Genomic DNA, 16,121 nt, shown 5'->3' on the forward strand with positions numbered 1-16,121 from the left:
CTCAACCGAGAACACCAGCGTCACCGGGCATTCCGGCGAAAGCGTGGCATCCCTCGGTCAGGACTCGGGCATCGACTCGCCATCGCGGGCCGCGCTGCGGGCTCGACTCTGGGCCTTGCGGCGGCGCAGGTTGTCGCGCAGTGCCGTAGCCCGGCGCTCGGCCGCGGTCGGCTCAGTGTCGCCGCTCTTGCGCGACTCGGGACCGGCTTTCCGTGGCTTGCCGGCCGTGTCAGCGTGCTCGTCCGTCACCGTTGTTCCTCGCGTTCTGCCGGGCCGCATCATGCCGACTTGCCGCACCGGCGAAAACCGCCTTGCGTCGACCGGGTCGGTCTGGCATGTATGCGCGCCTTCGCGGACGGCCGCCGTCCTGCGCCAGATGCTGCCGTAGCTCAGGGGTAGAGCACTCCCTTGGTAAGGGAGAGGTCCAGAGTTCAAATCTCTGCGGCAGCACCATTTCCGATCAAACTTTTCTGCCACTCGCGGTTCGTCCTCGCAGGGATATGCGCCGATCCGGACGGCTGGTTGCTGAACAGCTAGCCGATGCCTTTCGTTGCCGAAGCTTCGTTGAATGTCGGTGCTTTGGCGGGGAGGATCAGATGGAACTCGGCACCGCCCCCCGGTGGACTGCGGGCTTCAATCCTGCCGCCAAGCACCTGCGCTACGATGTTGTAGACGATGTGCATGCCGAGCCCGCTGCCGCCGTCCCCGAGCTTGGTGGTGAAGAACGGGTCGAAGATCCGTCGAACCGTGCTTTGCGCCATACCGTTTCCGTCATCGTGAAACACCAGGTCGACGGCCGACTGCGCGGAGCCGGTCCAGCGTGCCTGGACCTGCAAGCGCCCGTCGGCCCGGCCGTCGAATGCGTGGACAAAGGCATTCTGCACGATGTTGGTGACGACCTGTCCGAAGGGTCCCGGATACGACTCGATGCGCAGGTCGTCGGCGATCTCCAGATCGATGACGACCTTGCGGCCCGGGAACGACGGCAGGATCGACGCGATGTTGTTCTCAACCACCTCCCGCAGGCCGAATGCCCGCCGGGTCCCGCTGGTCTGATCGACCGCGACCTGCTTGAACCGGCTGACCAGATCCGCCGATCGCACCAGGCCTTCGTTGACCAGTTGCAGACCCTGCTCGAGGTTCTGGATCTGCCGGATCATCGAGTCCGACGACGTCGGCCACGCGGTCACGGCCGACTGCAGGTCGGTCAAACGGCTGACAAGCGACGATGCGACCGTCCTTGCCGCTCCGAGGGGCGTGTTGAGTTCATGCGCGACGCCGGCAACCAGGCGGCCGAGCGACGCCATGTGCTCGGCCTCGGCCAGTTGACGACGCGCGGACTGAAGGCTGGAAATATCGCTGGCGGCTCCGCGATACCCGATGAAGACGCCGCCCTCGAACAGTGGTGCAGCGTTGATTCGGAGACAGCGATGGCTGTCCTGGCCGCGGCACCAGACCTCCAGGTCACGGACCGGCTTCCGGCTGGCCGTGCAGTCGACCAGGACTTGCCATGTGTTTGCGGCGCCGGGTCCAACCACGTCGGGTTGTGGGGCAAGTTCCAGGAAGCTGCGACCGAGCATCATTGAAGGTCGACGTCCCATGGAGCGCTCGAATCCGTTCGATACCGAGAGCAGGGTCAGGTTGCCGTCGACCTCGAAAAACCAGTCGCTGGCGATCTCGGCGATAGTCCGGTAGCGCTCCTCGCTGAGCCGCAGGGCGGCCGTGCGCTCCGCCACCGTCTGTTCCAGGTTCTGATTGACGGCCTGCAGCTGGCGCTGGGTGTCCTTGAGTTCCGTCACGTCGGTGCGGATGGTTCCGACCGCTATGACCCCTCCAACCTCGTCCAGGATCGGGAACTTGACGATCTGCATGTCGCGCAGGTCCCCGTGCGGGGTGGGCTCCCGTATCTCGAACCGAAGCGTCTCGCCGGTCGACATGATCCGTTCATCGTTGTGCTTCATGTCGCGTGCCAGAGCCGAGCGACCGGTGGTCGCAATCACCTGATCGACCGGTTCGCCGAGGATCGATCCGTGGTGGATCCCGATTTGCTCGCGGTAGATCCTGTTGGCGACGGCGAACCGTCGGTCCCTGGTCGCGACTGCTACTCCGGCTCCGGCATTCTCCAGGACATTGCGCAGAAAGGACGCGGCCTGCGCACGCTCTTCCTCGAGATGAACCTGCTCGGTGATGTCCTGCAGGACGCCGAAGCGCTCGACGGCCCGACCGTCCGTGTCGGTCTTGTAGACAACCCGATAGCCGAGCCAGCGCGCCCTGCCGTCGGCGGTCCGTTCGGAGAACCGCATTCGGCCGGTGAACGTCGCGGCGTCAAGTTCGGTACTGGCACACCGCTTCTGGTACTCTGCAAAATCCAGCGGATCAAAGTAGCCAGCGATGTCGTCGGTGCTGCGCACGCCCGGCCTACTGCCCAGAATACCCGCCAGTTCGGGAGACCAGACAGTCCGTCGCTCCAACAGGAACGTCCGGAAATACCCGATGCGAGCCACATAGCTGGCCTCGCGCAGCATCGCCCGGCTTTCCTCGAGGGCTTGCTTTGCCTCGTACTCCTCCGTCACGTCCCGGATGATCGCGAACCCAGCTCGGTGACCGGTTTGGGCGTCTTGCTCCTTGTGGAGCTCGATCATCAGATGCTTCGTTGTGCCATCGGCCATCCGCCAGCTGAAATCCTCGCGGAAGGGCGTACCGGTTTCAAGAGTCCGGGCGCGGAATGCTTCGAACCGGTTGACACCATTGGCGGACAGGCCCGACTGCCACCGGTTGCGTTGCAGCACTTCGCCGGCCGGAAGGCCGAGGATACGGGCAGCACCCTTGGACAGGATTGCAGTCCGATCCTCGAAGTTGCCGAACCAGTGACCAAAATGTCCGACCGCTTCGGCCCGTTCGAGCCGGGCGCGAGCGTTTTCGGCCTCCTGGCGGTCGAGATGCGCTGCCGTCACATCCTGGAGGATGGCCATCGCGCCCGTGAAATCTCCGGCGGAATCGTATTCCGGATGGGACCGGATGCGGACTCTCTTCACCGTGCCGCCAGGCAGGCGGGCGTCGCATTCATAGTCCAGGGGTGTTGCGGACTCGATCATCACCTGCCGCCGCCGCAGGTAGTCGTCGACGTCGCTCGGGGCGAAGCGCGAGGTCAGTGCTCCGGGCGCCAAAGGCTCTCCCTCGGGCAGATCGAGGACTTTGGCAGCTCCCGGAGACAGAACGATATTGGCGCCGGTTTTGTCGGAGACCCAGTTGCCGAACGAGCCGACCTTCTCCGCCTTGATCAGTTGGTCCCGGCTGCGCTTCAACTCCAGCGACAGTGTTTCGAACTCGGTGACGTCCTGGATGAAGCCGGACAGTCCCGAAACCCGCCCATCGGGTCCGCGCTTCGGCTCGACGAAGTACCGCATGCGTCGGAGCCCGCTGCTCCCGGTTCGAACGGCCATCGTTCCGGAGATGGTCTCGCCGGTCGTGATCGCGTGCGCTCGCAAGCGAAGGTAGTCCTGATAGTCATCGGGTTGGGCGACCCGCTCTACCGTTCCCGTCGGATCTTCGCAGGGGTCCATCTCCATGACGTCGTAGAGTTCCGGGCTCCAGCGTTGGATTCCAGTGTCGAGGTCGACGTGGAACGACCCCATCCTGGCGATGCGATGCGAAACGCGCGGTTCCTGTTCGCGGTGTTCCAGATCCTTCGCGACACCATCGGTTTGGTTGGCCTCTGGATGCTCGTGCATCGCACTGTCCAATCGCGCTATGGAACGGGTTGACCGGCGTCTTCCAGTCAGAGCACTGGATGGCGCCGGTCAGGTTGATTCAGTTCTCATGGATGGCGTTTGCAGCGCAACGCCGACCGATGACGCCAGTCATGCCGCCCGGACCGCGTCCAGGAATGTCTGCACCCGAGTGCCCAGCCGACCGGACTGGTCGCTCAGCAGGTTGGAAGCCTGCAGCACGTCGCCTGCCATCCGGCCGTTGGTCTGGGCCGCCTCGCTGACGTGAACCACGTTCTGCGCGACGTCTTCGGCCGCCGACGCGACGTCCTCGATGTTCTTCGAGATCTCCTGGGTCGCGGAGTTCTGCTCTTCGATCGCCGCCGCCACCGCGGCCGTGATGCCCTCCATGTCGCCGACCTTGGTCACGATCACCTTGATCGCATCGACGGCGCCAGCGGTGCGCGACTGGATGGCGGCGATCTGGGCGGAGATCTCCTCGGTCGCCTTGGCAGTCTGGTTCGCGAGGCTCTTCACTTCGCTGGCCACCACCGCGAAGCCCTTGCCGGCATCGCCGGCGCGCGCTGCTTCGATTGTGGCATTCAGGGCCAGCAGGTTGGTCTGCTCGGCGATCGCCTGGATCAGGGTAACGATCTCGCCGATCCGCTCGGCGGTCCGGCTCAACTCGTCGATGGCTCCGGCGGTTTCGTTCGCTTGGCGGGACGTATCGGACGCAACTTCCGAAGCCTTTGCGACCTGCGACGAGATCTCGGCGATTGAAGCCGACAGTTCCGTCGTGGCGGTCGCCACCGTCTGCACGTTCGCCGTCGTCTGTTCGGTGGCAGAGGCGACAGTCACCGCACGAACGCCGGAGTCTTCCGCGACGGTCCGCATTTCCTGCGAGGTCGACTGAAGTTGCGTCGAGGCGCTGATCAGCTCATTGATCAGCTTCTTCGCTTCGCCGTCGAAGGTCCCGGTCAACTCTGCCAGCACCCGTCCGCGGGCGAGTTCCGATTCCTGCTTGGCCTGGGCGTCGGCCTGCAGTTGATCGTTGCGCAGCATGTTTTCCTTGAACACCTGGACGGTACGCGCCATCGCTGCCACTTCGTCCTTGCCCGTAGCGTCGATCTCAACCGACTTGTCGCCGTCGGCGAGTTTCAGCATGACCGTCGCGAGGCGCCCGACCGGACCGGTGATCGACCGGCCGACCAGCGCGCCTGCGGCGACGCACACCGCCGCGATGGTCGCGATCAGACCCAGCGTCAGCCAGAACACCTGCTGATTGGCGGCCCGCAGTCGTTCGGAGACGGAGGCATAGTCAGCTTCGATATTGCCGCGCAGCGCCTGCAGTCTGGGTTCGGCCTGCCCATAGAGGTCTGACAACTCGGCAATGTGCTTGTCCAGCCCGAGCGTAACCTCGGCAAAATCGTGGAACGTCTCGCGGTATGCTGCCAGGTTCTGGCGGATTGCCGCCTTCGTGGCATCGTCGAGCCCGGCTTTCGGCGCCAGCTTGGCGTCGAACTCCTCGATCCGCTTGTCGAGTTGGCCGATATACTTTGCATCCTGCCGAAGGATGAAGTCCTTCTCGTGCCGGCGCATCATCAGCAACGTGACCATCAGATCATCGGATGCGTTCTTGACGATCAGGGCCTCTGCTTCCTGTACAGCTTTGCGGAGACGCCCCTGCAGACCCGATTTCTCATCCAACCCCAGAGCGACCAGATCGGCACTGACCGTACCGAACTGGGCCTGGTAGCGCTGGTAGCCTTTGTCCAGTTCGGCGACCAGAGCCGCCTGGTCTCCAGCGACCTTGGTCTGGAGATCGGCAAGCGCGGCCCGGATCACGCCGGAGACCTTCTCGTGATCCGCCGCGTACTTTGCATCACGTCGGAGGAGGTAGTCCTTCTCGCGGCGCCGGGCGTTCAGGAACTCCTCGGAAACCTGCTTGGCGATCGCCAACCGTTCGCCCGCGGCCGCCTGCTGATCGGCGTTCGTCGAGATCCGAAGATTGCCCCACACGGTTATGCCGACGATTGCAACGAACCCGACCAGCGCCAGCGCGCTGATCAGCATGGTGCGTACTGTGATGCTGAAGTTGCTCATGTCCCAAACCTCCGACCCGTTTGATGGCACGCCCAATGGACGGGCAGCCCCAACCCTGAATGACGCCTGGTTCTTATCAATGGAGTAGAGAGCGGACCATGCGGACTAGCCGAATGATCAGGCGCGATATCCTTTGGGATAGCGGTATTGGTTGAAAGGTTAGGCGGCCTTGTCGCGTGAGGGCTTGTCACACTATTTCCCGACGGCGCAGACGTGGTCGTGAGGAGGGAATGATGAGCCGTATTCTGGTGATCGACGACGACATGATCTTTCGGTCGTTTCTTGTCGCGCTGTGCCGTAAGCGTCACCACGACGTCGTCGAAGCGACCGACGGTCGCCATGCCGAGCGCATTCTCGCCGATGAGACCTTCGACTTGGTGATCAGCGACCTGTTCATGCCGGACAAGGACGGGCTCGAGGTGGTCCGTGGCCTCAAAGCCCGTGGGTACGGTGGACCGATCGTCCTGATATCCGGGCAGTTCGTGTCGAGCGAAGACACCTATGCCAAGGCAGCGATCGCTTTCGGGGCCGATGCAGCGCTGCCCAAGTTCGGTGATCCAGCCGATCTGCTGTCCCACATCGACCGGTTTCTGGCGGCGTGACCGTCACTCACCGGGCCAGAGCGCATCCCGGATCGCTCGGTCGATCGACCCGAAAGATGCCGGTTTCTCCAGGATTTGAAACGCTCCGACGTCCTCGGCCCGCTGGCGGTTGAGGTTGGATCCGTAGCCGGAATAAACGATGAAGATCGTCTCCGGCACGACCTCAGCCGCGGCAGCGATCAGGTCGGTCCCCAGCATCCCGGGCATGCTTTCGTCGGTGATAACGATATCAACGACTTCACCGCAGTTGCGCAGCCACTCCAACGCATCGACCGGGTTGGATTGAAACTCGACGCGGTACCCGGCCCTTGCCAGGAGCGTCTGGAGGCTCTCGCCGACGTCGCGGTCGTCATCCACGATCAACACACGGACATCGGATACGTCCTGGCGCTCGGCATTCGCACTGGTGTCCATCGTTTCGACGACCTGACCCTCGGCCAGTGGAAACGCAATCTCGAACACTGCTCCGGCGCCAAGTTCCGAAGTCACACGGACCGCGCTGTGATGCGACCGGACGATACCGTGCACGACCGACAGGCCAAGGCCGGTGCCGCGGCCGATTGCTTTGGTCGTGAAGAACGGCTCGAAGATCCTCTGCAGGGTCTCCGCGCTCATGCCGACGCCCTGGTCGCTTACCGACAGGAATGCGTAGCGTTGCTGTGCGTCCAATGATCCCGAAACCGCTTGCCCCGCGCCGGATTCCACTCTGCCGCCGCGGTCCCAGCGACGGCCCTGAGCCACGTTCAGTTCGATACGAACGTTGCCGCTGCCTTCGGGCATCGCGTCCCGCGCATTCGACACCAGGTTCAGCAGAAGCTGCGTGACCTGAGCCCGGTTTCCGACAATCGGAATTGGCTCGTCCGGCAAGTCGGCATCGATGCCGACGCCTCGCTCCAATCCGGCGGCCAGCATCTCGAGCGATTCCGATACCACCGCACGAACATCGATCGTGTCGAGGACGGTGTCCTCGGCGCGCGCGAACGCCAGGATTTGCCGGACCAGATCGCGGCCGCGGTTGCACGCATCGGCGATCCGGTCGGTGTAGCCGCAGCGCTCTGTATCGTGGTCCAGATCCATGCGGATCAAGGACGCAAAGCCGCCGATCGCACCGAGTATGTTGTTGAAGTCGTGGGCGATTCCGCCGGCCAGACGTCCGATCGCCTGCAGCTTCTGGGTGCGCCGGGCTTCTTCATCGCTCAGATATTGGTCGGTGACGTCCCGCAGCAGATAGACCCCACCACGCAGCCCCGGAACGTCGAGGCCGGTCCGGCCGGAGACATTCACGATCTTCCAGGATCCGTCGCGGGCCCGGAATCGCAGATTGTCCCTGTGAAAGGACGGTGCTTCCGTCCCGTCGACCTGTTGTTGAAGCCTCGGCACGCTGTCCTGCTGGCTCGGGTGCACGAGATCCCCGATCGGCATGCCGATCAGATCGGCCGGCCGATAGCCGAGGACTTCCTCGATCGCCTGTGATGCCAAGGTAATGCGTCCGTCGGGGTCGACGACGATCAGGGGATCGGCCATCAGGTCGGTGATCGCGGTCCGTCGGGCGATTTCTTCCGCCTTCAGGCGCTCGCTCTCGCGCAGCCGCGAGAACTGATCGTAGCCCCGCAGGGCCACCTGTACGGACGTCAGGAGCCGGTCGGAGTCGAGTCTGGATTTCTCCAGGTAGTCGTTGATGTCGTATCGTTCGACGACGTGCCGCTGAGGGGCGTATCCGGGCTGTCCCGTCCGGATGATGATCCTGGACGCCGAGTTGCCCAGGTCCTCGCGGATCAGGGACGCCAGCTGCAGACCCGCATCCGGCCGGTCCATGACGACATCCATGAGGATGACTGCGGGTTCAGCGCCGTCGCGCAGCAGGCGTATCGCCTCGTCGCTGGATGTTGCCGCGTGATACTCGATCGGCCGATCCCGGAACGTCAGATCCGACATCAGGAACCGCGTGGTCGAATGGACCAATGGGTCGTCGTCGACGGCGACGATCCTCCACGGCGCGGCTTCGTTCGAGTTTAATGCAGGAGTCTCTGGGGAAGGGCTCATTCACTATCCATCAAGCGGCAGCCAACTGGCCGCTGCCAGTATTCAGTGCAAATGTTACTAAACCTTTACCAACCCATGATCCGAGATGCCCCAGCGTCAACCGCTGGTGACCTGGCGGCGGTTGCGGGAGGCGTTGCCCGCCCCCGGCAATTGCGGCAGTGTCCGGGGACAGGTGCGTTTTGCCGAAGGGCTTTGGGGGAAACGGGGGCCAACTTGCGGATTCTTCTGATCGACGACCATGTTCTCGTCAGTGAGTCGCTTGCGCTCAGTCTGAAGGCAACCGGTACCGCGCTGGAAACCATCACCGTTGATCGGGTTGATCGGGCGATCGACGTCCTGAAGGCCGGTTCGGCCTTCGACTTCATGATCATGGACTGGCGCATGCCCGGCCTGTCGGGCGCTGAAGCAATCGCCGATCTTCGCGATGCCGCGCCCGGAATACCGGTCGTGGTCTGCAGCGGCGACGAAGACCCCGCGATTGCCTCGGCGGCAGTCTCCGCGGGAGCGCGCGGGTTCCTGCCCAAGACCATGCCGGTGCAGCAGCTGGCTGCGGCGATCCAACTGATCGCCAAGGGGGCGGTGTACATACCGCCGGAGCTGTCGCTCCGTGCAGCCGCTCGCCCGGATACGACGTTGACTGAGCGTGAGCTTGAGGTTGTCCGAGGGCTGATCCAAGGCAAGTCCAACAAGGAGCTGGGTCGGGAACTCGATCTGGCGGAAGTGACCGTCAAGCTGCACGTGCGGCGCGCCATGAAGAAGCTCGAGGTCGTCAACCGGACCCAGGCGGCGCTCAAGGCGCGCGAACTCGGTCTCGGTTGATGTAACGCCTTGCGCGCCGGTTACTGGCTCGCGGTCACCCCGCCGTCGACGTACAGAACCTGTCCCGTGACATAGGATCCGGCGTCCGAAGCCAGTGCCACAACCGGCCCGGCGACCTCGATCGGCTCACCAATCCGGCCGAGCGGGTTTCGGTCCAGGATGAAGTCGCGGAACGCCGGGCGGTCCATGTGCGGCTTGATTCGGTCGGAGCGGATGAAGGTCGGGGCGACGCCATTCACGGTGATGTTGTGCGGCGCCAGTTCCATGGCGTGCTGCCTGACCAGCATCAGCAAGCCGCCCTTGGTCGCGCAGTAGGCTGAATAGCCGCGGCCGCGCAGCGCGAGCTGCGAGCGGACCGACAACAGGTGGATCTGCCGCCCGCCGCGACCGGCCGCCACCTGGTGGCGCGCCACCGACTGGCCGAGGAACATGGCGGCCCGCAGGTTGGTTTCGTACATCGCGTCGAACGTCTCGGGAGTGACGTCGAAGAGGGTTTGCTCGCGCTGTATGCCGACGCAATTGACCAGGATGTCCGGCGCGCCGTGCCGGTCGGCGACGGCGTCGACGACGGTTTGGATGACGCCGACCTCGCGGGCGTCGAGCGTTGCCGCATCCGCCGCAAAGCCGGCGTCCCGGATCGCCGCGGCCAGCTGTTCGGCCTTGTCGGAGGTAGGACCGGCGACGACGACCGTCGCCCCGCGAACCGCCAGCGCCCAGCAGACCGCTTCACCGATCGCCCCGTAGCCGCCCGGCACCAGCGCGACCCGCCCGGTCAGGTCGAACTGGTCACGCAACCGGACCAGATCGACCGGTGGGGTGCGGCCCTCGATCGGCGTGGTGTCGGGTGATGCCGAGTTGGTTTCCATCCCGGTTCCTCAGCGCAGCAAAGCGCCAAGATAGGCTTGCACCGGCTCGTGCTCGACCAGGGCGTCGAAGGTGTCGGCATGAGTCAGACGGCCGTTGCGAACGAACACGAAGCGCTCGCAGATCTCGCGCAGGATCTCCAGGTGGAACCGCTCGTTCGGGTGCAGGCACAGGAATACCAGGCGACCCTCGCTGCGCAGCCGCCGGAAGAAATCCAGCATGAAGCCGATGTAGCCGTCCTGGGTGTTGAACTGCGGCTCGTCGAACAGGTGGACCACCGGATAATCGCTGGCCGCCGGCTCCATCATGAACGCCGGTCGGGTCTTGCGGAAATGCCTGACCTGATAGGACTGGTGGTAGTGGATCGCCAGCCGGTCGCGCTCGTCGTAGCGCACCTTGTGGATATCGGTGCCGCGGCACAGCACCCGTCCTGCGCTCGGAGCGTTCGAACCGGTGATCAGCTCGAACAGCGTGGTCTTGCCGGAGCCGTTCGGCCCCATCACGCCGATGACCGCCGGCTGCTCGACTGTGAAGTCGGCTTCCAGTCGGAACGTCTCGATGCGCTTGATGAGGCCGCGTTGGTAGGACTTCCGCAGGCCGTCGACGTGCAGGATCGGCGTCATCGTCAGACCCCCAACAGGCGTTGCCGAAGCGCGTCGTCGGCAAGCAATGCCGCCGCCGGTCCCTCGTGAACCGTCCGACCATGGTCCATGACGTAGACCCGGTCGGCGACCTGAAGCGCGCTCATTGCGTTCTGCTCGACCACCAGCACCGATATTCCCTCGTTCCTGAGCCGGCGGATCGTCGCCATCACGTCCTGCACGATCTTCGGTGCCAGCCCCTGGGATGGTTCGTCGAACAGCACCAGACCGGGCGAGCCGAGCAGGGCGCGCGAGATTGCCACCATCTGCATCTCGCCGCCCGACAGGTTCTCGCTGTCCCGCAGCATCAGATGCTCCAGCGCCGAGAAGATCTCGAACATCTCGCCGAGCGCCCAGCTGCGGAACCGGGTGCTGCGCCGGGCGATGGCCAGGTTCTGGGCGACCGTTAGGGTCGGGAAGATCCGCCGGTCATCCGGGACCCAGCCGACGCCGAGCCGGGCGATCTCGTGGGTCGGCCGGTGCGTCACGTCGTTGCCGTCGAAGCGGACCGAGCCGGAACGCGGCGGCGTCAGCCCGAGGATCGATCGGATGGTGGTAGTCTTGCCGACGCCGTTGGCGCCGAGCAGGGCCACCACTTCGCCGGCGCCGACCTCCAGCGAGGTCCCGAACAGCACCTGGGTCTCGCCGTAGAACGTCTCGATGTCATGGACCTGCAGCATCACGCCAGCGCTCCCAGGTTCGAGCGTTGCACCCAGGGATTCTCGCGCAGTTCGTCGGGTGTGCCTTCGGCGATCACCTGCCCCCAATGGATCACCGAGATCCGGTCGGCGAGGCCGAACAGGAAGCGCATGTCGTGCTCGATCATCACGATGGTGGTGTTCCGCTTCAGTTCCTGGATCAACTCCGCCAGCCGGGCGGTAGCGCTGGTACCCAGGCCGGCGGTCGGCTCGTCGACGAACAGCAGGCGCGGCTCGGTGGCCAGCGCCACGCCGATCTCCAGCGCCCGCCGCTCGCCATAGGACAGGCTGCGGGCGTTCACCCGCTCGCGGCCGCGCAGCCCGACCCGCTCCAGGATCGATGCCGCCCGGTCCCGGATCTCGGTGTTGGCGTCGATCGCATGGGTCACCGCGAAGCCACGGGCGCGGACTTCGGGCAGGGCGATCGCGACGTTGTCCAGCGCGCAGTACTCGTCAAACAGGTTCATGATCTGGAACGACCGCGAGATGCCGCGGGCGACAATCCGGTGCGGAGCAAGGCCGGTGATGTCCTGGCCGTCGAAGGTGACGGTGCCGCGGTTCGGCTTGTAGCGGCCGGTCAGGACGTTGAAGCAGGTGGTCTTGCCGGCCCCGTTCGGCCCCATGATTCCGGACAGCTGGCCGGCCTCGAAGCTGAGGTTGATCTCTTCCAGCACCACCTGGTCGCCGAACCGCTTGTGCAGGGAGCGCGCCTCGAACAACGCCATGGCTCAGCCCTCCGCCTTGGTTGCGGCGACAGGCGCCGGCTGGGTTCTGGTTCGCCGGCGCATCAGGTCCTGCCACATGCCGGCAAGGCCGTCGGGCTTGAACATCACGAGCACGACGAACATCAGTCCGAACCACAGCAGCCAGGTCTCGGTGTAGGCTCCCAGCACGTCACGGGCGACGAAGTACAGGATGACCCCGAACACCGGCCCCCAGAAGCTGACGAACCCGCCGCCGATCAGCACCATCAGCACGATGATGCCGGACCACTGCAGGCTCATGACATTGATGTACGCACCCTCCTGGGCCATGGCGAACAGCGCGCCGGCGATGCCGGCAATGCCGCAGGACAGGGTGAACACCGACCATTTGTAGAGCCCGACCGGGTGGCCGACGAACGCCACCCGCGTCTCGTTCTGCTTGATCGCGCGCAGGACCCGGCCGTAGGGCGAGTTGGTCAGGCGCCACAGCAGCAGCACCAGCACCGCATAGACCGCGAAGCACAGGTAGTAGAGCTGCCCGTTGTCGGCGATCGACAGCTCGACCAGTCCGAGGTCGACCGGCAGGCGGGCGATGTTCAGCAGCCCGTCTTCGCCATGGGTCACGTCGGTCCACTTGCTGGCGATGAAGTAGTAGATCTGGCCGAACGCGATCGTCATCAGCGCGAAGTAGATGCCGCGACGATGCGACAGGAACAGCGCGGTCACCGCGCCGAACGCGGCGGTCACCGTGAAGGCGGCGATCAGGCAGAACCACAGGTTCGGCCAGACTTCGAACTGGGCGAGCCCGAAGGCGTAGGCGCCGATCCCCAGGAACGCTCCGTGGCCGAACGACGGCAGACCGGTGTAGCCGAGCAGCAGGTTGAATCCGAGGGCGAAGATCACCCAGATCAGCACCTCGACGCCGATGTACTGGTACAGTCCGACGCTCTCGATCCACAGCGGCAGGGTGCCGAACACCACCAGGGACAGCGCGATCGGTCCGGTGATCCAGGCAGTGGTCTGCTTGGGGGCGTAGTCCATCGCCATCGCTCAGGCCTCCAAGACGCTGGATTTGCCGGCGAGGCCGCGCGACCGGAAGGTCACGACCGCGAGCAGAAGCAGATACATGGACAGCAGCGACCAGTCGGTCAGGAAGGCCGCGGTCAGGGCGACGACCAGCCCGACCATGATGCCGGCGCTGACCGCACCCCAGAAGCTGCCGACCCCGCCCAGCACGATGATCACGAAGGCCGGGATGACGGCGTCGACACCGACCACCGGCCGGATGCCCCAGATCGGCGCCATGATGACGCCGGCGATCCCGGCCAGCGCTGCGCCGAAGCCGAACACCAGCAGCCGCAGCCGGGTCAGGTTGTAGCCGAGGGCGCGGACCATCTCGCTGTCATGGGCGCCGGCCTTGATGACCGCGCCGTAGGGCGTCTTGTTGAGGAACAGCCAGAGCACGCCGACCATCGCGGCGGCGAACACTGCGGCATAGATCCGATAGGTCGAGTAGATCAGGTCGCCGGCGATGAAGCCGCCGGAGATCTGCTGCGGCACCGGCAGGTAGTATTCGCTAGACCCCCAGATCTCGCGGATCAACTCCTCCAGCACCAGGGCGGCGCCGAAGGTCAGCAGCAGGCCGTACAGCGGGTCGCTGCCATAGGTCCGGCGCAGGCACAGCTCAAGCCCCATGCCGATCACCCCGGCGACCAGCGGGCCGACCACCAGAGCGATCAGGTAGCGCGGGATCGCCGGCAGGGCGTAGTAGGGCTCCATGAACGCGTATGGCAGGCCGCCGTCGGGCGCCATCACCGCCAGCGCCACATAGGCGCCGATCGTGAACAGCGAGCCGTGCGCCAGGTTGATCACCTCCATCACGCCGATGATCAGCATGAAGCCGAGCGCCAGCAGGGCGAACAGCAGCCCAAGCGCCAGGCCGTTGATGAGGTGCGGTATCAGGTTGAGCAGCATGTCTCGGACGGGCCTCCCGACGATCCCGACCGGGATCGCCCCTCGATGACGGCGAAAAAGACGGGGACCCGCACCCGTGGGCGAGCACGGGTCCCCGGGCAGGGACGAGGATCAGCCCTGATCGTAGTTCGGCGTGTCCGCGTAGGATTCCAGCTTGCACTCCTTGTTGGCATCGGCGCGGATCGAGTCCGGGTCCGAGCTGCTGAGGATCTGGAAGTAGTCGGTGTCGTCCTTGGGCTTCGGGTTGCCCTGGGCGAGGTAGATGGTCTGCTGCACGTGGTGGGAGTCGGCATCGATCACCGCATCGTGGTGCTGCATGCGGTCGGCCGCCTTCATGACCCGGCCTTCCAGCGCCTTGATGATCTTGATGTTGTCGGTCGAGCCGACCTCGGCGACCACCCGCAGCAGTTCGCGCATGGCGACGTAGCCGTTGTAGGTCACGTTGCCGGGCACGTTGATGCGGGTCGTCGGATACCGCTCCTGGTAGCGCTTCACGAAGTCGGAAACTCCAGGCAGATCCAGGTAGTGGTACCAGGTGGTGCCGAACACGCCGAAGGCGGCGTCGGCGCCCAGGCCGTAGATGTCCGGCCAGTCCTGCTGGTTGTTGATCCAGGCCGGCTTGCCGTCGAGCTTCATGTCGCGGACCTGCTGGCGCATGACCTTGAAGTCGTCGCCGCCGACGGCCGCCGCCACCACGTCGGGCTTGGCCTGCTGGATGCGCAGCAGCACGCTCGACCAGTCACGGGTACCGACCGGAATCGGCACCTCGTCGACCACCTCGGCGCCGTAGTTGATGGCGACCTTCTTGGTCGCCTCGTTGGTGTTCTGGCCCCAGACGTAGTCGTTGTAGATCAGGAACCACTTCTTGCCGAAGGTCTGGATCGCATTGCGCGCCGCGGCCTTGGAGAAGTTCTCGCCGTTGCCGTCCCACACGAACTTGACCCGGTGGCAGTTCTTGCCGGCCTCGGTCGGGGAGCTGGAGTTGGTGTTCAGGTAGATGCAGCCGTATTTCTGGGCCACCTGGCTGATCGCGTTGGCGGCACCGGACTGGATGGCGCCGACAAGGAAGTGCACGTTCTCGCGGGTGATCATGCGCTCGGCGACGCGGGTGCCGGTCTGCGGATTGGTCTCGGTGTCCATCCAGATCGCGTCGATGCGCCGGCCGAGCACGCCGCCGGCTTCGTTGAACTCGGCGATGGCCATCTCGGTGCCGCGCCGCTCGGCCTGCCCGGAGTTGGCGAACTGCCCGCTGGCGTCATGGGTCAGGCCGATCCGTATCGGCTTGTCGGATGCGGCGGCGTGGACGCGGGTGTGCTTCCACGGGCCGAACAGGGCGGCACCACCGGCGGTGCCGGCCAGCATCGAGGTCTGCAGAAAACTGCGGCGTGTGAACGTGCTTTTGGACATAGCTTCCTCCCGTTCGGCGAGATCGGTCTCGCCGAGTTGTTGGCCGGGTCGGTGGCTCGAAGGCCTTGCCGGTCCGGCGGTCTCGCCCTTCGGGGCGGATCAGGTCCCGGTTTCGCCCGGGTTCAGGACTCCGCCGAGATGGTCTCGGCGTCGGCCGGCACCAGCAGTTCCAAGGCGGTGTAGTCGTCGGAGTACTCGATCACCCGGTGGCGGATTTCCGGCTCCTGGTACATGCAGGAGCCTTCCTCCATCCGGATCTCGCCGACGCCTTCGAAATGGACGAGCGCCCAGCCTTTCAGGACGTAGACCATCTGGAAGTCGAGCTGGTGGTAATGCAGGTCGCCGGCGCCCTGGCACGGGCCGTTCGGCCGGTGCACGTGAGCGCGCAGCTTGCCACCGGTCTTCTCGACCATGCCGAGGTCGCGGTAGTCGAAGAAGCCGCGGAACCCCGGCTTCCACTCAGCGTCGCGGGCGTGCTGGACGTGCAGGGTGCCGCGGCCGAAGGCCTTGGGTTCGTAGCGGTCGGTATCGGGCGTGGTCGCCATGATCGCCTCGTGTC

At 65.0% G+C, this 16,121-nt stretch carries 14 protein-coding genes and 1 tRNA gene; 3 read left to right on the plus strand and 12 right to left on the minus strand.

The features are described 5' to 3' along the window. Positions 1–57 precede the first annotated feature (57 nt). Positions 58–249: a hypothetical protein gene (locus tag RIC54_RS13895; RefSeq protein WP_350088351.1), complete on the minus strand. Its 192-nt coding sequence runs from the start codon at positions 247–249 to the stop codon at positions 58–60. Between the two features lie 129 nt (positions 250–378). Between RIC54_RS13895 and RIC54_RS13900 the strand changes: the two genes are divergently transcribed. Further along, a tRNA-Thr gene (locus tag RIC54_RS13900) sits at positions 379–453 on the plus strand. A gap of 80 nt (positions 454–533) precedes the next feature. On the opposite strand, the gene RIC54_RS13905 is transcribed toward RIC54_RS13900, so the two are convergent. Beyond that, on the minus strand, positions 534–3,731 hold the full coding sequence (locus RIC54_RS13905; protein ID WP_350088349.1) for a PAS domain S-box protein: 3,198 nt from the start codon (positions 3,729–3,731) through the stop codon (positions 534–536). Positions 3,732–3,860: 129 nt separating this feature from the next. Beyond that, positions 3,861–5,810 (minus strand): methyl-accepting chemotaxis protein, encoded by a 1,950-nt coding sequence (locus tag RIC54_RS13910; RefSeq protein ID WP_350088347.1) that lies wholly within the window; start codon positions 5,808–5,810, stop codon positions 3,861–3,863. 233 nt (positions 5,811–6,043) lie between these two features. On the opposite strand from RIC54_RS13910, the gene RIC54_RS13915 reads away from it, so the two are divergent. Further along, positions 6,044–6,412, plus strand: a complete 369-nt coding sequence (locus RIC54_RS13915; protein ID WP_350088344.1) for a response regulator — start codon at positions 6,044–6,046, stop codon at positions 6,410–6,412. Positions 6,413–6,415: 3 nt separating this feature from the next. Here RIC54_RS13915 and RIC54_RS13920 read toward each other — a convergent pair whose 3' ends face one another. Further along, the gene (locus RIC54_RS13920) at positions 6,416–8,455 is read right to left on the minus strand and encodes an ATP-binding response regulator (RefSeq protein WP_350088341.1); all 2,040 of its coding nucleotides are present in this window, start codon (positions 8,453–8,455) and stop codon (positions 6,416–6,418) included. A 213-nt stretch (positions 8,456–8,668) separates the two neighbouring features. Between RIC54_RS13920 and RIC54_RS13925 the strand changes: the two genes are divergently transcribed. Then, positions 8,669–9,274 carry a response regulator transcription factor gene (locus tag RIC54_RS13925; protein ID WP_350088338.1) on the plus strand — a complete coding sequence of 202 codons (606 nt, stop codon included), beginning with the start codon at positions 8,669–8,671 and terminating at the stop codon, positions 9,272–9,274. A 20-nt stretch (positions 9,275–9,294) separates the two neighbouring features. Here RIC54_RS13925 and RIC54_RS13930 read toward each other — a convergent pair whose 3' ends face one another. The 8 genes from RIC54_RS13930 to RIC54_RS13965 all read right to left on the minus strand — a co-directional run bounded on the left by RIC54_RS13930 (position 9,295) and on the right by RIC54_RS13965 (position 16,107). Next, a complete protein-coding gene (locus tag RIC54_RS13930; protein WP_350088335.1) occupies positions 9,295–10,140 on the minus strand; it encodes an SDR family NAD(P)-dependent oxidoreductase in 846 nt (281 codons plus the stop codon). Between the two features lie 9 nt (positions 10,141–10,149). Continuing rightward, complete coding sequence (locus RIC54_RS13935) at positions 10,150–10,761, minus strand: ATP-binding cassette domain-containing protein (RefSeq protein WP_350088332.1); 612 nt, start codon at positions 10,759–10,761, stop codon at positions 10,150–10,152. A 2-nt stretch (positions 10,762–10,763) separates the two neighbouring features. Next, complete coding sequence (locus RIC54_RS13940; RefSeq protein ID WP_350088329.1) at positions 10,764–11,459, minus strand: ABC transporter ATP-binding protein; 696 nt, start codon at positions 11,457–11,459, stop codon at positions 10,764–10,766. Beyond that, positions 11,459–12,202, minus strand: coding sequence for an ABC transporter ATP-binding protein (locus RIC54_RS13945; RefSeq protein ID WP_350088326.1), 744 nt, complete (start codon positions 12,200–12,202; stop codon positions 11,459–11,461). Before RIC54_RS13945 ends, RIC54_RS13940 begins: the two co-directional genes overlap by 1 nt. Positions 12,203–12,205: 3 nt before the next feature. Further along, entirely contained in the window at positions 12,206–13,228 is a 1,023-nt protein-coding gene (locus RIC54_RS13950; protein ID WP_350088323.1) for a branched-chain amino acid ABC transporter permease, read from the minus strand. Between the two features lie 3 nt (positions 13,229–13,231). After that, the gene (locus RIC54_RS13955; RefSeq protein ID WP_350151115.1) at positions 13,232–14,155 is read right to left on the minus strand and encodes a branched-chain amino acid ABC transporter permease; all 924 of its coding nucleotides are present in this window, start codon (positions 14,153–14,155) and stop codon (positions 13,232–13,234) included. 111 nt (positions 14,156–14,266) lie between these two features. Continuing rightward, positions 14,267–15,562 (minus strand): ABC transporter substrate-binding protein, encoded by a 1,296-nt coding sequence (locus RIC54_RS13960; RefSeq protein ID WP_350088317.1) that lies wholly within the window; start codon positions 15,560–15,562, stop codon positions 14,267–14,269. A gap of 122 nt (positions 15,563–15,684) precedes the next feature. After that, positions 15,685–16,107, minus strand: coding sequence for a cupin domain-containing protein (locus RIC54_RS13965; RefSeq protein WP_350088314.1), 423 nt, complete (start codon positions 16,105–16,107; stop codon positions 15,685–15,687). Between the last annotated feature and the right edge of the window lie 14 nt (positions 16,108–16,121).

The organism is Thalassobaculum sp., from assembly GCF_040219215.1.
In the GTDB taxonomy this organism is placed as follows: Bacteria; Pseudomonadota; Alphaproteobacteria; order Thalassobaculales; family Thalassobaculaceae; genus Thalassobaculum_A.

What these genes read in the sequence shown, in the direction of transcription:
- RIC54_RS13905 (WP_350088349.1), bottom strand. Translation starts at nt 3,731, where the DNA reads ATGCACGAGCATCCAGAGGCCAACCAAACCGATGGTGTCGCGAAGGAT.
- RIC54_RS13910 (WP_350088347.1), bottom strand. Translation starts at nt 5,810, where the DNA reads ATGAGCAACTTCAGCATCACAGTACGCACCATGCTGATCAGCGCGCTG.
- RIC54_RS13915 (WP_350088344.1), top strand. Translation starts at nt 6,044, where the DNA reads ATGAGCCGTATTCTGGTGATCGACGACGACATGATCTTTCGGTCGTTT.
- RIC54_RS13920 (WP_350088341.1), bottom strand. Translation starts at nt 8,455, where the DNA reads ATGAGCCCTTCCCCAGAGACTCCTGCATTAAACTCGAACGAAGCCGCG.
- RIC54_RS13930 (WP_350088335.1), bottom strand. Translation starts at nt 10,140, where the DNA reads ATGGAAACCAACTCGGCATCACCCGACACCACGCCGATCGAGGGCCGC.
- RIC54_RS13935 (WP_350088332.1), bottom strand. Translation starts at nt 10,761, where the DNA reads ATGACGCCGATCCTGCACGTCGACGGCCTGCGGAAGTCCTACCAACGC.
- RIC54_RS13940 (WP_350088329.1), bottom strand. Translation starts at nt 11,459, where the DNA reads ATGCTGCAGGTCCATGACATCGAGACGTTCTACGGCGAGACCCAGGTG.
- RIC54_RS13945 (WP_350088326.1), bottom strand. Translation starts at nt 12,202, where the DNA reads ATGGCGTTGTTCGAGGCGCGCTCCCTGCACAAGCGGTTCGGCGACCAG.
- RIC54_RS13950 (WP_350088323.1), bottom strand. Translation starts at nt 13,228, where the DNA reads ATGGCGATGGACTACGCCCCCAAGCAGACCACTGCCTGGATCACCGGA.
- RIC54_RS13955 (WP_350151115.1), bottom strand. Translation starts at nt 14,155, where the DNA reads ATGCTGCTCAACCTGATACCGCACCTCATCAACGGCCTGGCGCTTGGG.
- RIC54_RS13960 (WP_350088317.1), bottom strand. Translation starts at nt 15,562, where the DNA reads ATGTCCAAAAGCACGTTCACACGCCGCAGTTTTCTGCAGACCTCGATG.
- RIC54_RS13965 (WP_350088314.1), bottom strand. Translation starts at nt 16,107, where the DNA reads ATGGCGACCACGCCCGATACCGACCGCTACGAACCCAAGGCCTTCGGC.